Source organism: Arsenophonus endosymbiont of Crataerina pallida (genome assembly GCF_964020125.1).
GTDB classification, from domain to species: domain Bacteria; phylum Pseudomonadota; class Gammaproteobacteria; order Enterobacterales; family Enterobacteriaceae; genus Arsenophonus; species Arsenophonus nilaparvatae.
In genome coordinates this window covers 3,682,234-3,695,727 of record NZ_OZ026540.1, presented here as the reverse complement: position 1 = coordinate 3,695,727, position 13,494 = coordinate 3,682,234, and the positions used below count along the sequence as shown (strand labels likewise).

General features: G+C 41.2%; 21 protein-coding genes and 1 pseudogene. 9 read left to right on the top strand and 13 right to left on the bottom strand.

From position 1 onward, the window contains the following. From AACL31_RS19980 to AACL31_RS19965, 4 genes are all read left to right on the top strand, one after another. Entirely contained in the window at positions 1-1,266 is a 1,266-nt protein-coding gene (locus tag AACL31_RS19980) for a KR domain-containing protein (RefSeq protein WP_339053597.1), read from the top strand. 94 nt (positions 1,267-1,360) lie between these two features. Beyond that, positions 1,361-2,764 carry a thioesterase domain-containing protein gene (locus AACL31_RS19975; RefSeq protein ID WP_339053596.1) on the top strand — a complete coding sequence of 468 codons (1,404 nt, stop codon included), beginning with the start codon at positions 1,361-1,363 and terminating at the stop codon, positions 2,762-2,764. Positions 2,765-2,784: 20 nt separating this feature from the next. Further along, the gene (locus AACL31_RS19970; RefSeq protein WP_339053595.1) at positions 2,785-2,931 is read left to right on the top strand and encodes a hypothetical protein; all 147 of its coding nucleotides are present in this window, start codon (positions 2,785-2,787) and stop codon (positions 2,929-2,931) included. 171 nt (positions 2,932-3,102) lie between these two features. After that, the gene (locus AACL31_RS19965; RefSeq protein WP_339053594.1) at positions 3,103-3,816 is read left to right on the top strand and encodes a 4'-phosphopantetheinyl transferase family protein; all 714 of its coding nucleotides are present in this window, start codon (positions 3,103-3,105) and stop codon (positions 3,814-3,816) included. Between the two features lie 418 nt (positions 3,817-4,234). On the opposite strand, the gene AACL31_RS19960 is transcribed toward AACL31_RS19965, so the two are convergent. The 5 genes and pseudogenes from AACL31_RS19960 to AACL31_RS19940 form a co-directional block, all read right to left on the bottom strand. Next, positions 4,235-4,351: a tail fiber assembly protein gene (locus tag AACL31_RS19960; protein ID WP_339053593.1), complete on the bottom strand. Its 117-nt coding sequence runs from the start codon at positions 4,349-4,351 to the stop codon at positions 4,235-4,237. Between the two features lie 11 nt (positions 4,352-4,362). Further along, positions 4,363-4,575 (bottom strand): annotated as a pseudogene (locus AACL31_RS19955) (terminase small subunit); the annotation flags it as partial. 36 nt (positions 4,576-4,611) lie between these two features. Next, positions 4,612-5,064 (bottom strand): lysis protein, encoded by a 453-nt coding sequence (locus tag AACL31_RS19950; protein WP_310512040.1) that lies wholly within the window; start codon positions 5,062-5,064, stop codon positions 4,612-4,614. Then, the gene (locus AACL31_RS19945) at positions 5,034-5,510 is read right to left on the bottom strand and encodes a lysozyme (RefSeq protein ID WP_310513284.1); all 477 of its coding nucleotides are present in this window, start codon (positions 5,508-5,510) and stop codon (positions 5,034-5,036) included. Before AACL31_RS19945 ends, AACL31_RS19950 begins: the two co-directional genes overlap by 31 nt. Further along, positions 5,470-5,691 (bottom strand): phage holin family protein, encoded by a 222-nt coding sequence (locus AACL31_RS19940; RefSeq protein ID WP_310513216.1) that lies wholly within the window; start codon positions 5,689-5,691, stop codon positions 5,470-5,472. Before AACL31_RS19940 ends, AACL31_RS19945 begins: the two co-directional genes overlap by 41 nt. Before the next feature lie 170 nt (positions 5,692-5,861). On the opposite strand from AACL31_RS19940, the gene AACL31_RS19935 reads away from it, so the two are divergent. Beyond that, a complete protein-coding gene (locus tag AACL31_RS19935) occupies positions 5,862-6,011 on the top strand; it encodes a hypothetical protein (protein WP_310513217.1) in 150 nt (49 codons plus the stop codon). Here AACL31_RS19935 and AACL31_RS19930 read toward each other — a convergent pair. The 5 genes from AACL31_RS19930 to AACL31_RS19910 form a co-directional block, all read right to left on the bottom strand. Continuing rightward, on the bottom strand, positions 5,992-6,561 hold the full coding sequence (locus tag AACL31_RS19930; protein ID WP_339053592.1) for a hypothetical protein: 570 nt from the start codon (positions 6,559-6,561) through the stop codon (positions 5,992-5,994). The genes AACL31_RS19935 and AACL31_RS19930 overlap by 20 nt on opposite strands. 110 nt (positions 6,562-6,671) lie before the next feature. Continuing rightward, the gene (locus AACL31_RS19925; RefSeq protein WP_339053591.1) at positions 6,672-7,103 is read right to left on the bottom strand and encodes an antiterminator Q family protein; all 432 of its coding nucleotides are present in this window, start codon (positions 7,101-7,103) and stop codon (positions 6,672-6,674) included. Positions 7,104-7,433: 330 nt separating this feature from the next. Beyond that, complete coding sequence (locus AACL31_RS19920) at positions 7,434-7,751, bottom strand: hypothetical protein (protein WP_339053590.1); 318 nt, start codon at positions 7,749-7,751, stop codon at positions 7,434-7,436. Between the two features lie 62 nt (positions 7,752-7,813). Continuing rightward, a complete protein-coding gene (locus tag AACL31_RS19915; RefSeq protein ID WP_339053589.1) occupies positions 7,814-9,784 on the bottom strand; it encodes a DUF5906 domain-containing protein in 1,971 nt (656 codons plus the stop codon). A gap of 3 nt (positions 9,785-9,787) precedes the next feature. Further along, complete coding sequence (locus AACL31_RS19910) at positions 9,788-10,006, bottom strand: helix-turn-helix transcriptional regulator (RefSeq protein WP_310513064.1); 219 nt, start codon at positions 10,004-10,006, stop codon at positions 9,788-9,790. A gap of 129 nt (positions 10,007-10,135) precedes the next feature. Between AACL31_RS19910 and AACL31_RS19905 the strand changes: the two genes are divergently transcribed. Both AACL31_RS19905 and AACL31_RS19900 read left to right on the top strand, forming a co-directional pair. Continuing rightward, entirely contained in the window at positions 10,136-10,765 is a 630-nt protein-coding gene (locus AACL31_RS19905) for a LexA family protein (protein ID WP_310513063.1), read from the top strand. Between the two features lie 279 nt (positions 10,766-11,044). Then, on the top strand, positions 11,045-11,443 hold the full coding sequence (locus tag AACL31_RS19900; protein ID WP_339053588.1) for a hypothetical protein: 399 nt from the start codon (positions 11,045-11,047) through the stop codon (positions 11,441-11,443). Here AACL31_RS19900 and AACL31_RS19895 read toward each other — a convergent pair. Continuing rightward, on the bottom strand, positions 11,412-11,651 hold the full coding sequence (locus AACL31_RS19895; protein WP_310513645.1) for a hypothetical protein: 240 nt from the start codon (positions 11,649-11,651) through the stop codon (positions 11,412-11,414). The genes AACL31_RS19900 and AACL31_RS19895 overlap by 32 nt on opposite strands. Positions 11,652-12,028: 377 nt before the next feature. On the opposite strand from AACL31_RS19895, the gene AACL31_RS19890 reads away from it, so the two are divergent. After that, entirely contained in the window at positions 12,029-12,328 is a 300-nt protein-coding gene (locus tag AACL31_RS19890) for a hypothetical protein (protein WP_310513657.1), read from the top strand. A gap of 12 nt (positions 12,329-12,340) precedes the next feature. Here the strand turns inward: AACL31_RS19890 and AACL31_RS19885 are convergent, their stop codons facing one another. Together AACL31_RS19885 and AACL31_RS19880 are read right to left on the bottom strand one after the other, a co-directional pair. Next, positions 12,341-12,709, bottom strand: coding sequence for a hypothetical protein (locus tag AACL31_RS19885; protein WP_339053587.1), 369 nt, complete (start codon positions 12,707-12,709; stop codon positions 12,341-12,343). Beyond that, positions 12,706-13,218, bottom strand: coding sequence for a hypothetical protein (locus tag AACL31_RS19880; protein WP_339053077.1), 513 nt, complete (start codon positions 13,216-13,218; stop codon positions 12,706-12,708). The genes AACL31_RS19885 and AACL31_RS19880 overlap by 4 nt, the downstream gene beginning before the upstream one ends. A 137-nt stretch (positions 13,219-13,355) precedes the next feature. Here AACL31_RS19880 and AACL31_RS19875 point away from each other — a divergent pair, with 137 nt between their 5' ends. Next, positions 13,356-13,490 (top strand): hypothetical protein, encoded by a 135-nt coding sequence (locus tag AACL31_RS19875; protein WP_339053076.1) that lies wholly within the window; start codon positions 13,356-13,358, stop codon positions 13,488-13,490. Positions 13,491-13,494 lie beyond the last annotated feature (4 nt).

Below are 13,494 nucleotides of genomic sequence, written 5' to 3'. Positions count from 1 at the left end.
TTGCAACGGCTTATCGTTCAATTGTTGAATGTCATGCGCACCTCTTCACTGGATTTATTTACCCTCTGCGCACGCTTATCACTGCATAAACCACAATCAATACGCTATCTTGGTATATGGAACGAACTTGGTAAAGCGCAGGCAGAAATGGAAAGTTGGTTAACCCAGGGACAAAATAGCCAGCAGATATTACGGCGGATTGATAGACTACAAAACAGCCAGCAGCTGTCGTCTACTCAGGCTCAGCAGTGTCGTGATTGGTTGCTGGATGAGGAAAGTAGTTGGCCAATCAGTCGGGTAGATAATCATCCCGCAAGCTGGCAGTTTTCTATTACCAACTTTGCCTGTGCACCTTTTATGTTACTTCCTACAGGAGTTCCTGCAAAGCTACCCACTAAACAATGGCGTTACACTCCTTGCTGGCAAGTGGCATTACAGCCTAAGATGGCGGTTGCCGATCTCTGCCTGGTTATTGGCAGATTGCCCCATAATGTACAGCTGACTGCTCGTCAGGTGCGAGTGTTATCAGTAGAAGAAAAATCCGATCAACTATTACAGCAGGCAGCAAACACGGCAGGTAATGTACAAATTCTGTGGATTTCTTCTGTTGGCGAGAGCGCTGTTGAACTGTTGTTGAGTCTCACTGATGTCGTACAGGCTGCTAGCAAGTGGCTGCCGAATCGCACGCTAGAATTGGATCTGCTCACTGTCAATGCATTGAGTACGGCAGTGGGGGAGGCTGTACTACCTGAACAGGCGATGTTAACCAGTGCACTGAATGTTATTATGCAGGAACACCCACAGATACATTGTGCCTTTCTTGATTGTTCTGCTGATAGTCCGACTGTCGCTATCGGATATGGCCTAAGTCAGCATGGCATGGTACATGCGTGGCGCAGGAAGGGATGGTTAAAGCTCAGCTATCAGCCGTTGGCAGAGCAACCACTGCATCAGTTATCTACGCTGCTGCCATCAGGCACTTATCTTGTATTAGGTGGCAGCGGTGGCATCGGTCAGGCATTGGTACAGGCCATTGCTGCCATTGCCCCACATAGCCAATTTGTTCTTGTTTCACGCTGTGTAAATAAAGAGCCTGTCGTTTTGCATTTGGCTGGTCAGTGTGAGTACGAATCGCTGAGTTGCGACATCACCAACATCGCCGAGGTACAATCACTAACGCACTTGTTACAAGAGCGTTATAGCCATATACAGGGGATTTTACACTGTGCCGGCCGGGGCGCTTATTGCGCGTCATCAGTGTGCTGAAGATTTTGTCGTTGTTGAGGAAAAAATTCGTAGCTGCGACGCGCTGGAAATTCTGTAGGCACTTGAGCCGCGTTGGATTATCTGTGCTTCCTCTATGTCGGCTATCCATGGTGGTGTTGGACAGCTTAGTTATGCTTGTGCTAACGGATATCTGGATGCATGGGTAGCAACCAAAGCCGCCAGTCAGCAAAACTGTTGCTATCGAACAATCAACTGGGATATCTGGCAGGATGGTGGTATGTCAGTGCAGGAGCTTCCTGCTGGACTGCGTCGTCATGATAATCTGCTGCATTTGAGTACCGGTATCACTCGTCGTGAAGGGGCTGAAATGCTCTATCAAACCATGAGTACACCGCAGACTCAGCAACTGGTATGTACAACCGGTTTTACTGAATCCCGCTGGTTTTATCAACAGCACATACCATCCCGTCCATCTATGGCTGCCAGCTCTGATCTAGCGGATAAATTTTCATTACCGTTGATTCGAAAACTGTACGCGGAACATCTTGGTATTGAAGAGAGTGACAATAATACTTCCTGGGAGAGTATGGGCGGTGACAGCATTCAGGCGCTGGATTTACTCGATGAATTGAATACCAAATCTCCCCGCCCATTTACACTTGCTGAATTTATGCAACTGGATACACCTGAGGCACTTTACCGTTTTATTACTGATGATACGGCTACCGCCAAACCATCGCAGCAGATCAGTAAGATGGCTGTGGCTCAGATGGTTTTACTTCACCCGATTGGCGGAGATCTCTTAGCCTACAGGGAAATGTTGAAGATGCTCGATAGCCGGGTCAGTGTTATTCAGATCCAGGATCCTATGTTAGATGGACAGGTGCTAGCAGAAGATACACTTGTTGAACGAGCTGCAGTTTACTGCCGCCAGGTATTGCCGCAGCTGAAAGACAACTGTCCTCTGATAGTTGTGGGATGGTCATTTGGTGCACTGCTGGCCTATCAAATGGTGGCTATGTCAGAATTACAGAGCAAAAAACCGGTTTTAATCATGATAGATCCGCCTGCTGCGTACTCATGGCAAACGCCACCAACGGATGACTCCCAATTGCATGGGTTTGCCAAGGAACTGAATTACAAACTGCATGATATTACTCTGCCACAGGTGAAACTTTTGATGATGGGTAAAGCTAGCGAAGGGTTGGATTTGCCACCTTTTACCCGGAATTATGTAGCTAATCTGCTACAAGCTTTCCGACGTAATCTCACTTGCTTGCGTAGTTTCATTCCAGGTTGCCCACCGCAAGTAATGACCTATCTGCTTTATGCGAGTCAAAGTCAGCAGGCGATGCAGTTCTGGCGTCAGCAACTTAAAACCGCCGAGTGTATTTGTATTGAAGGTAACCACTACTCAATTTTGAACAGCAACAACGGGAAAGAACTATTCAGTCAACTAAACCGAATTATCGCCATTGTAATCAACGCTAGAGCCGTGACTGTGTATTCGCATAGCATCGAGCATACGGTAACTTAACTTCCGAGGGATAGCCTTTCTTGGGAAACCAATCAGTGTTGACGGCAGAAGTGAAAACAAATCTCGGCAACACTGGTTTGCTATCTAAACGGTTTGCTCTGCGCGGCAAATATAGCGCTGGATGCAGCCTTACAGATAGTACAGAGAAAAGAAAGGCTATCGGTTAAAAAAGAGTAATGCGAGCAGCATACACCAGCTGACCCGAAAAGAAATAGTGAAGCAACATAAAACTTTCGCTGGAGATAAAAAATGAATCATTTTTAACCTGCTATTGATAATAGCGGGATTAATTATTTTATGGCGTTTTATTTTGTTGGTTATTAGCGATGGTTTGTTAAATGTTCACTTCAATCACGACAGGCTCAATGCCGCCTTTTATTCGATCTTTTGAGGTGGGGACGATTACCTCTTTACCTGGTCTGCGTTACTGCTTGATCAATTTTGATATTCGCTGTTATCAGGACGCATTGTTTACCTATTTTGCTATTCCTTTTCCGCAAACGTTGAGTTCAGCGGTTGTTAAACGTCGAGCGGAATATATTGCAGTACGATATGCGGCTAAAATACTGCTACGAACTGCAGGATGTAATAACACACCCGGTATTGGGCAGGATCGTGCGCCAGCTTGGCCATCAGGATGGTGTGGTAGCCTGTCCCATACCGATGGACATGCTATCGCACTAGTATCGCCACAGGAAGCCGACCTGATACTGGGTGTCGATATCGAGACATTCTCTTCGTTAACAATCAGGCAGACCGCAAATCTTTTTTCTTCGTTGGATGAACAAGCACTGCTGGCAGATAGTGGTATTGATTATGAAATAGCATTATTAGTTACGTTTTCTGCCAAAGAAAGTTTATTCAAGGCGCTTTACCCTGAGGTCAGATATTTTTTTGGTTTTGAAGCAGCCAGGGTTTGTAAAATAGACATTTTACATCAACGAATTACGTTGGAATTGACACAAACACTTACCCAGAATCGTAAAAAAGGTAGCCAGATAGCAGGTTATTATGTAATGCGGGACAACCAAGTTATTACTTTATTTGCGTGAAATATAATTGTTTTATCTCCAGATAATAGTGCTTAATTTAGCTGTAAATAGCAGAAATTTTTTAGCTGGCTCTAACTGAGAGGAAAACTTGATTAAGACAGAACAGCAGATGGACAAAATAATATTATGAAAATTTATTTGTCAGTATTGATGGGGGACTTTATTACTAAATCAAATAATAAGTTAGATAAAATAAATTATATTAGTCAAAAGGTTAATTAAAAAATATGTATCTTAATTTATTTTTATATACACAGGCATGTACAAATTATTTTTCATACCCCCGTGCTATCTTTGCCATAATACCAAAAACAAAACCGCAATCTCTCACAAAGCCACTAACACGCAACCAACAACTAATAGTTAACAACTTCCTCCAACGCTGCTATTATGATGCCCCTTAAATGGGGCTAATTTGTTATTCGGGCTTCTTAGGCCAGTCAATCTCGGGCGCGGTGGCGGTATCAGTATCATTCAGTTTCACGCTGTACATTTCCCAAGCCCGTAGCGCGGTTTTTTCACTATTGGTGGCCATCCCTAATCGCACTTTACGCTGAAGTCAGCGTTGACCTCAATGCGATTTTTGCGCTCCTCCATGAGGTCTTGTATGCGTTTTTGGATGTTGAGTTTTGCTAAGTTTTGACATGCGATATCTTTTGCGGTTTTTTCGCTATAGCCGGCTCTTATTGCCGCTTGCGTCGCATTCAAATCAATCAGGTACTCGCGACAAAAGGCTTCCTGTTTGTCTGTGAGTGCCATTTCCCTTTCCTCTACTTTTGTCATGGTCAATTAAAATTAGCCACTACACTGCGTCTTGATATAACGCTGTAAGTATTCCGTCTGCCTTTCGTTCTCAACTATCATCGCTCTGAGACGGAAATAATCTTGTCGAGCTGCTTCTCTAAGTTGTGGGGTGGCTTCATCATATCGGCTCTGGGAGGGAGCGGTTTTGGATGTACGACACACGGCGTTAACGCGCAACCGCTTAGCGCCAGCACGCTCAGCATCATTAAGCTTGGTAATTTGAGCTTTGGCATTATTGAGTTTTTCAGTCTGTTGAATATCAATCTTTTGCAACGCATCGAGCTTGTCCTGCTGTAATTTCACGGCTTCGAGTTGAGCGTGATATTGCTGTTTTAACGTTTGGTAGTTTTGTTTGACGTCTTGATAACGGGAATTATTGAAAACTAACGCAAGAATTAAACCCGCAATAATCACTACGACAAATGCGTAAGGTCGCCATAACATATTACGCTCTCAATTTCCCTGCGAGTCATTAACCCTTTCCAGACTTCGCCTTTCACATAAACCCACCGTTTCATCTCGTCACAAGCGCCCTTTCGGTCATTTGTGTTGAGCTTTTTAAGCAAGGTGGATTTCCCCAAATTTCCCACGCCAATATTGTAAGCGAATGAGTAAATCGCGGCTTGTGTCAACGTATTGACCTTAATCAACGGGTCAACGTAACGTTTAACCACTTTCAAATCGTCATCAAGCCAGTTATCACATTCCGCTTTGGTGTACGTCCGGTTACGCTCAATATCGTTGCCTGTGTGTCCATAGCAAACCGAAAGCACACCGCCACCGTCAAAATAGGGCTTAAGTCTCAACCCTTCGAAATGCGTTATCATGCTTGACGCTAAAAACAACGCACTACCGCCCGTTGCCATCACTATTTTTTTCGGTATTTTCATACTGACGCTCTTTGAGTTCGTACTCCTTTTTGCGGTAGTACACGTTGATTGAAAATGTCCCTATCGTGCAGATAATACCGACAATAGCCACCCACTGCTCAAGGGTAAAAAAACCTAAAATGGTTGTCGTTATGCCCCACAGATAGGCTGTTGGGGTTGAGTGTTTTTCAAACATACGCATATACCCTCCCGTTGAGGGTTCCATTGCTTTAAATTAAAAAGGGAGACAGCCGCTTTACTTGTTTATGTTGCTGGCTTTGTGAGTATTGCAGGGGTACAAATGATGGCGACTTATAGCCTTATTTGATATTGTTAAATCGTCAAATAAACAATACTAAAGTAAGGAAAACCATGTCAGACCAAAAACAATCATCAAATGGGAACAACGCCCAACCTTCTAATGATAAAAAAACTGAGTTAGAACAAAACGTTAAAGACTTTACCACTAAACGCATCAAATTTGGCGACTCTGCTGAAAGAGTCAAAAAAAATAATAAGTAATAGCAGATATTGTCATTGATAATATTGGAGCGAAGATTGTTGTGGTCCTCGCTCTATTTAAATGCTTTCTAATTTTGATATTAACACCAATCAATTCATCAGTTGTTTCGCACAAATCAATTAGCCTGTAGCGCCGTATAAGATTTAATGGTTTTCTTTGTTCTTTGAACCCTTTGATTTCTAAATTTTTATAATCTAAATCACAAATGGCTTTGTAAGGTTGCGTATACAATCTATCTGGCGCGGTGTGAACCGTTCCGCGAACATTAGGCCGCAAGCAGAACAAGACCAGATACACCGCACAGATCACCCAACACATCAGGAAGGTAGCTAAACCCATCGTTAAATACACAAAAATAGGCTTTTGCGTTAAGAGCAAGAAAGCGGAGCCGATACCCACGATTAAAATATTCAGCAGTTTATAAGCGTTTTCAATATTAACCGTATTCGACTTGTAAATTTCTTTAGCACATTCCTCACCTTGCTTTTCCAGAAAGGCTAATAGGTCATCATCCACATCAAGGAAATAGTCACTTGGAAGTTTGTTCATTTCCACCCCATAAACAAAAAACCTCGCAAAAGCGAGGTGAGCAAAAAATACTTAATCGAGGTTTTATTAGCTTGCATTTTCGCTGGACGCAAAAAACCATTATGGGCACTTTAGCATACCTTTTGCGGCCGCACCAGTGTTTGATAACTGTTTGTATGATATTTGTACAATATGTCGATATCTAATTGAATATCAAGGGTTTCAAGGCATCCCAAAATAAAGCCTTCCGCAATTTGCATTCTTTTTCGTACCTCATCCTCTCGTACCGCAAACTTTCGCGCAATGGCACGCTTGGATATCCCTCGGATATAATAATCCTCAATGTAACTCAACTCTCGGGTCATCCCCACCGTGTTAAGCCGACTGACGCACACATCAATCACCAACCCGTCCGCATCACTGCACGATAGGCGATTTGCGCCTGTAAACGGCATGAAGCGATCAAAGCCCGATGCCACCGGCAACCAGCTTACCGCGGCATACGGATTACCCGCACACCAGCCGCCCCAGTGGAGTAGTATTTTCTCGATGTCTCTGCTCATGATCTTTGTCGCTCCGTTAGAAGTGTGAAAACGTGGAGGTGGCACTGGGTGGCGCTTAAAATACCTATCTGCCCCCCTCACTAAGCCTTACCGTATCTACATCTTTACAAAAAAGGGGGGAGGTGGCAGATACTTTAAACATATATATATAAAATACGTATATTATGTAACAAAATATTACGCTATCTCGCACGTAATAACTTAAAACAAGTGCCACCTGCCACCTTTAGTATTTTACCCATTGATTTTATTGTTTTTTTTAAGGTGGCAGTTACCTTTTTATCTGCCACCATGTGCCACCTTTAGTCTTGAAAATGAAAAGTTTTAAAATTAAGTGCCACCTGCCACCTTTTCTTGCAGCTCTTCGCATTTTTCTAATTCGTTACGAACTTCTTCTTTAGTCAACTTGTAATTTTTAACAAGTACCCAAGGACGAACTGTGTCGCCTTTAAATTTTAATTTTCCATATTGCGTCAACCCTTTTGCTCTTAAAATCGCCGTAATTTGTTTAGCGTTGATCTCCACTGCTGTACCCATATCACTAATAATATAATTAACTATTTGCTGATAGGTCATAACGGGAGAAATAGGCTCATCAATCAAATCATGCAAGGTTTTGGCAACATCTGAACGGCTACTTTCTATCATGATCTGACGCTCTTCAGTATCAGGTGCTCTTTGCCAATTGAATTGATTCAAATCAATTGATTTTAAGTACCAAAATCCTGTGATATAAAATTAGCGTCTTGTAAATGACGATAAAGGGTTTCATAATACTTGACATCTTGTAAGTGATCAGGCCCTCCAAAGACTGCAATACGTCTATCTTCTTCAGGGATAATAATTGCATCTATATGGTTTGATAAAAACAGAAAGCTAGTAAAAATGTCTTCAGTTATTTTCTTTCCATATTTATTATTAACTTCAAATCTAGGCTCGGTAAGAATGTCACGTAGTTGATCACTAATTGAATACCGTTTATCGGTGTTTTCTCTTACTTCATCGACGGTACATAGTAGAGAATGGTGTAAATAGTCATGGTATTGATTTTTACAAATAACATCCATTTTCGCCCTTGTACAATTCCAGGAGCCTAGAATTTTTTCCATCAGTTGAATCACCCATCCTCTGCCCGTTCCGTGTAACATAGATATATGAAGCATAGTGATGGGGCATCGACGATCCGGGCGTTGAACTATCCAGGCTAAGCGCGCAATGAAAAAGTCCCTTTGCTCTTTTTTAGGCAGAAGATACTCCATGTGTTTACGAAATACGTTATCTGACTTATCAAAATTAGAAACCTTCCCATGTTCAGGGAGATAAAACTCATTGATATCAAAGCGCCCATCATGTCGTTTAATTAAACGCCCTTCGCCTGATTGGTATCCAATACTTTCAGCTACTTGTTTTTTAGGATGCGCTATCCAACATTTCGCTGCTGGGATTGATTGACCTTTTTTACTTATTGAAGGTATTTGATAAGGTACCATCAGATTTTTAAATGATTTCATCTCAATGACACAATTATAAGGGGGGCGTGATAAATCACACACCTGATCACCTTTGACTACATAAATAAAACGTTCAAGGAAGTGGCTTGTCATATCCATATTGATATCGGTAAAACCCTCTTCAGTCTTATTATCCGAGAGATCGTCAAAATCATCTTTACCAAACCCAATAGCGTGCAAGAAATCGCCATCGCTTCGGTGTGCACAACTGGCATGCAGACATTTGAAATGCCCTACTTCAAAACCAGCTGTATTTTTAGGGAAATACGCCGTACTGGTGACTCCAGTATCCGTGCTATGTCCGCTTTCAAAAGGGCAAGTGATATAGCGTTCACCATTACGACCATAGTCTAATGTTAGCCCTTGACTATCCAAGAACTCAGCGACTTCATCAGTTGCATTAGGCGTTGCGATCGAACGGTCTCGTACTTTACCTACGCGATTAGACTCTGACGACGACACAATAGCTAATTCATCCGCTAAGCCCTTCCAGAAATCATTCAATTGTTTTTCAGTGATCATGAAAGGCTCAGAAGGTAAATCATTATCCCATTGAAGCCTCGCACCACTAGGATGTGTCCCCATGGCGACAAACTGCTGACCTTTAGCGAGAAGCTCAATGATCCCCAAATTGTTTTCTAAACGATGTACACGTTTAGAAAACTCACCTTCTACTGCGATGAGGTAAAGGCATTTGTTACTGTTATCTCGAAAACGGCGTGGTGGGATTTGACCAAAGGACTGTAGCATAAAGGACTGGATACGGGATTGCACATCAGCATCGTCACTATCACAATCCAGTGCTACTATGCCGGAGCCTGTTTTGACACAGATACCGTAATCAGGCTCCATCATCCATTTTTCGATATCGGTCCCTGTGGAAGATTTGCGAGTCCATTCGGTTATACCAATAACCTGTCGCTGAGAATTATAGATAGAGGGCGTTTTGCCTAGCGTTTTCATTTTACTGGAAGGCGAAATAGCAGCCTCAGCATTACAAACCACAGGTAATAACCTATCGGTATAACCAAGGACTAAATCGAAGTGCGCCCATTCATCAGGCAACGCACCCCATGTTTTTATGTGATCAAGCTCGGCAAAAGAGCCAACAACAGCAGGACTCGGGCGCTGGTCACTCACACTACGCCCGACAGAATAATTGATTTGCATGGGTTATTTGGCCTTTATGCTATCAGGGGGAAACAAAGAATCTAAAGTACAATCAGCACCTAACAGATTTAAGGCATTAACAATCTTTCGGGATGAAACCAGATCAGGGGTACGGATACCTGATTCATAATTACCGATGCGAGATTGTTTCCAACCCAAAGTATCAGCTAGCTTTTGTTGCGTTACATTAATACTTTTACGTGTACAAGAAATTTTATTCATAATTCACCTCTCGCATTCAATTAAAACACAAATCGTGTTTTAAAATCAACACAACAAGACGTTATTAAACTACACGTATCGTGTTAAAATAAACTACATATATCTTCAACTGTGGTAGTGAGAGATTATATGGAAACTGTTGGACAGCGTATAAAACGTATTAGGGAAACTTTAAAACTTAGCCAATCTGATCTTGCAGAAAAATGTGGATGGGGCTATCAGTCTAGGATTGGTAACTATGAAACAGGGGCTCGTAAAGTTAGTGTTGAAGATGCGGTTATAATAGCTAAAGCTTTAAATATAACTCCAGGAGAATTACTTTTTAATACTCCTGATAATGCAGAATTTATTTCACCTGGGTTACGCCCAATACCCGTATTAAGTTACGTACAAGCAGGGATGTTCGGTGAGCCAGATTGTTTATTTACACCTGATGGCATAGAAGAAAAAATTTATTTTGATGGTCCGAGCTCAGAACTTATTTTTGCTTTAAAAATAAAAGGGGATTCAATGGAACCTGAATTTAAGGAAGGTGATACGATCATTATAGATTCTTCAATTGGGCCCCATCCGGGCGAATTTGTAATTGCAAAAAATGGTGAGCATGAAGTTACCTTTAAAAAATATCGAGAAAAAAACAATGGCGGTTTTGAGCTAGTTCCTTTAAACCCAGACTATTCTATTCTTGATTCTGACACACATAATATAAGCATTATTGGCACAATGGTGGAGCATAGAATTCACCGTAGAAAACGCTAATATTTATATAAATCAACGCCACTAATCTTGTTGTGTCACAATACAATTGATGATCTCAAAAACAAGATTTTTTTTCGCCCATAGAAAATAAATACACATTATGTGTTTACAATGCATAATGTGATGATCTATTATACAAATAAACACGAAATGAAATTTTCAAAATCACGATTAGAAGTGAACACCCGCTCTTTAACAATTTAGAAAGTCGGAACCGCACAGATTTTTCTGTATAGACCCCTACGCATAAAATGCGATGTACCGTCAAACGCGATCCGGTTGGCGAGAAGATTAGCCCCATTTGATAAAAATGGTCGTGAAAGGGCAACACTGACAGAAAAAGAAATACAAACGCAAAAAACACTAATTATAGGTCATTTTGCGAAGTGGCCTATGGTGAGTGACGACATTTGCACATCAGATACCAATATCAAGAGGTCAAAAATGGATAACGAACAGTTAAGTAGGAAAACCGTGATTATTGACGGGAAGGAAATTGACAAAGAAATTGTTCATCACTGTATGGATACGGTGGAGCAAGCTGTTTTAGACGTTGTGACACATTTAGTGAAAAACGGTGCAGAAAAAGAAGACGTTATTAACGCTGCAAAAACTACCGCCGAGGCGATAGTTGTTGGAATGGTTTTTAATCTTTCTGGCCTAGCTTCTTCCAAATAGCTAAAGACTTCTTGCTGCCAGCATCCTCAATAATTTTTTGATAAACATCTTCTAGTTTAAGAACTTCAATAAGATATTCTTCAGGGGTAAATTTTTTATCACAACGTCTAAGGTATTCGACCGCTAAAGCGCGAGCATCGTATTTATAGCATACAAATTTTTCATTTTTATTGGACATTACTTTTTCCTTATAAGTTAATCGAACCATAAGGATACCACCTCGCCTGACGTGGTTAAAAGCAGGCAATGAATAAATTACGTTAACAAGCACCGCGCTTTAGCCCTTTTTACGGTGAACAAAATGCTCAGATATATCAATATTTCGATTAGGTTTTTATTTATAATTCTTGCTCTCCCAATCGTTTTTTATCTTGGTGTAGTTCAAAATACTGATTTGAGTTTTTTTATTGGTAGATGGGAAGCCAAGGCTGAAAAACTCCTCGCTTTACTACAAACATTCTTGGATAAATATTTCCCTGTAGCGTCAGAGCAAGAAAGATGATGCGCCAAACAGTCGGTTTTGGGGTGTGTGAATAACCAAAATACAGCCATTAAGTTAAAAACCAACACCAGGGCACTACCAATATGGCTGTAGATATAATCCGGATACCTCCGGCACACACCGCCAAAACCGATTGGTATTTAGGAGAAATGATGAAATTTGAAGAATTGAGTGAAAAATCTCAAGAGAAAGCCAGCGAAGCGTTACTGTATGCATTACAGGCAGAAATGGATTCAAATCGCGCTATCGATAATGTCAGGGCGAAAGCACTTGCATCGGCTATCAGAGACGGTTTTATTGCACTTGAAACAGAAGAGCTAGAAAAAAGAGCTAGTAAAGATCCTGGTAAAAACAATAAGAATTTTGGGTTTGCCAATTCATGATGTATACGGTAATCAGGCTTCCCAATCGTCAACCATGCTACAAACTATTATAGATGGACTACCGTAAGATAGAGGATGGGCAATACGATTAACTTGATTGCATATATCTTTTGCAGTGATAGATGTATCACCTTGATATGTGGCATCTGGTAATTTGAGCAGTCTGTTATTATCGCTCATGAGTGTTCGATAAAATCCAAGTGATTCCATCCTTTCATGAAGAATTTCATATTGTTTTGAATCAGCATCATGCAGTTCAACTCGCACCATATATTTAGCCATTGTTAATATTGTTTCTCTTTTATGTGTTGTCGTAAACCACAAAGGGGGCGAGCCTGACGCGCCAGAAATATCAGGCAACTCAATAAAATTATTGATCACGGGTAATCCCTAACATACTCATAAGGGAAATCATAATAGGCATTGCATCTATGACAATGGAAAAGCGCGCTATGCAAAGACGTAGTAACTGGTTTAGTGACCGCATATTGAAGTATCGATTTCACTCCAGACTCATAGCAATGAATACAAAGATAGTGAGGTTTTTGCTCAGCACTTTCAGGTATTTTGCTACGGTAGACTACCGTACCCGGTTTAGGGGTATAAAGTTCATAATTAGATTTTTCAATCAACCATTGCTCTTTGTTATTAACCTCTTTTTCAAGCTCAATGATGCGATTCTTTGCCATCATCAAAAGTTCTTGAAGTAGTATTTGTTGTTGGGATACCGCACCTAATTTATTTAATAAATCTATCGTTTTTGATTTGACTTCATAATCGATTTTCATACTGAGAATAGCCCGTCCAGCACTAAAAGCCTGACCAACAGATGAAGTCGTATTTGTTAACACCTCAGTTATTTTAGTAATAATGTTTTTATCTTCTGACATAAAACTCTCTCACTCTGTAAGGGTGAAATTATTTTAGCCAATTTCTCTCTGTAGGGGTACAAGAGAAACCACTGCGGCCTGAAGTGGCTAAATAATCAGGCATCCCCTATTTAACCCATTCCATCGGAAAAACCACCATGCAAAAAGCAAAAATCCTGTCATCGGAGCGATTTCCGATGAATAACAACGTCCGGCGTTTACGCTATTTGAGAAAACTTGAAGTGCTAAAACGGAATGCCAATCACCAATTCCCGGTCACTTTATATCGTTGAGGTC

Excerpts from the sequence above, each read along its gene's own strand:
- AACL31_RS19940 (WP_310513216.1), bottom strand. The coding sequence starts at position 5,691 with ATGCGTATGTTTGAAAAACACTCAACCCCAACAGCCTATCTGTGGGGC.
- AACL31_RS19965 (WP_339053594.1), top strand. The coding sequence starts at position 3,103 with ATGTTCACTTCAATCACGACAGGCTCAATGCCGCCTTTTATTCGATCT.
- AACL31_RS19905 (WP_310513063.1), top strand. The coding sequence starts at position 10,136 with ATGGAAACTGTTGGACAGCGTATAAAACGTATTAGGGAAACTTTAAAA.
- AACL31_RS19890 (WP_310513657.1), top strand. The coding sequence starts at position 12,029 with ATGGCTGTAGATATAATCCGGATACCTCCGGCACACACCGCCAAAACC.
- AACL31_RS19930 (WP_339053592.1), bottom strand. The coding sequence starts at position 6,561 with ATGAACAAACTTCCAAGTGACTATTTCCTTGATGTGGATGATGACCTA.
- AACL31_RS19915 (WP_339053589.1), bottom strand. The coding sequence starts at position 9,784 with ATGCAAATCAATTATTCTGTCGGGCGTAGTGTGAGTGACCAGCGCCCG.
- AACL31_RS19935 (WP_310513217.1), top strand. The coding sequence starts at position 5,862 with ATGTCAGACCAAAAACAATCATCAAATGGGAACAACGCCCAACCTTCT.
- AACL31_RS19920 (WP_339053590.1), bottom strand. The coding sequence starts at position 7,751 with ATGATAGAAAGTAGCCGTTCAGATGTTGCCAAAACCTTGCATGATTTG.
- AACL31_RS19880 (WP_339053077.1), bottom strand. The coding sequence starts at position 13,218 with ATGTCAGAAGATAAAAACATTATTACTAAAATAACTGAGGTGTTAACA.
- AACL31_RS19960 (WP_339053593.1), bottom strand. The coding sequence starts at position 4,351 with ATGGCCACCAATAGTGAAAAAACCGCGCTACGGGCTTGGGAAATGTAC.
- AACL31_RS19950 (WP_310512040.1), bottom strand. The coding sequence starts at position 5,064 with ATGTTATGGCGACCTTACGCATTTGTCGTAGTGATTATTGCGGGTTTA.
- AACL31_RS19975 (WP_339053596.1), top strand. The coding sequence starts at position 1,361 with ATGTCGGCTATCCATGGTGGTGTTGGACAGCTTAGTTATGCTTGTGCT.
- AACL31_RS19925 (WP_339053591.1), bottom strand. The coding sequence starts at position 7,103 with ATGAGCAGAGACATCGAGAAAATACTACTCCACTGGGGCGGCTGGTGT.
- AACL31_RS19875 (WP_339053076.1), top strand. The coding sequence starts at position 13,356 with ATGCAAAAAGCAAAAATCCTGTCATCGGAGCGATTTCCGATGAATAAC.
- AACL31_RS19895 (WP_310513645.1), bottom strand. The coding sequence starts at position 11,651 with ATGGTTCGATTAACTTATAAGGAAAAAGTAATGTCCAATAAAAATGAA.
- AACL31_RS19945 (WP_310513284.1), bottom strand. The coding sequence starts at position 5,510 with ATGAAAATACCGAAAAAAATAGTGATGGCAACGGGCGGTAGTGCGTTG.
- AACL31_RS19910 (WP_310513064.1), bottom strand. The coding sequence starts at position 10,006 with ATGAATAAAATTTCTTGTACACGTAAAAGTATTAATGTAACGCAACAA.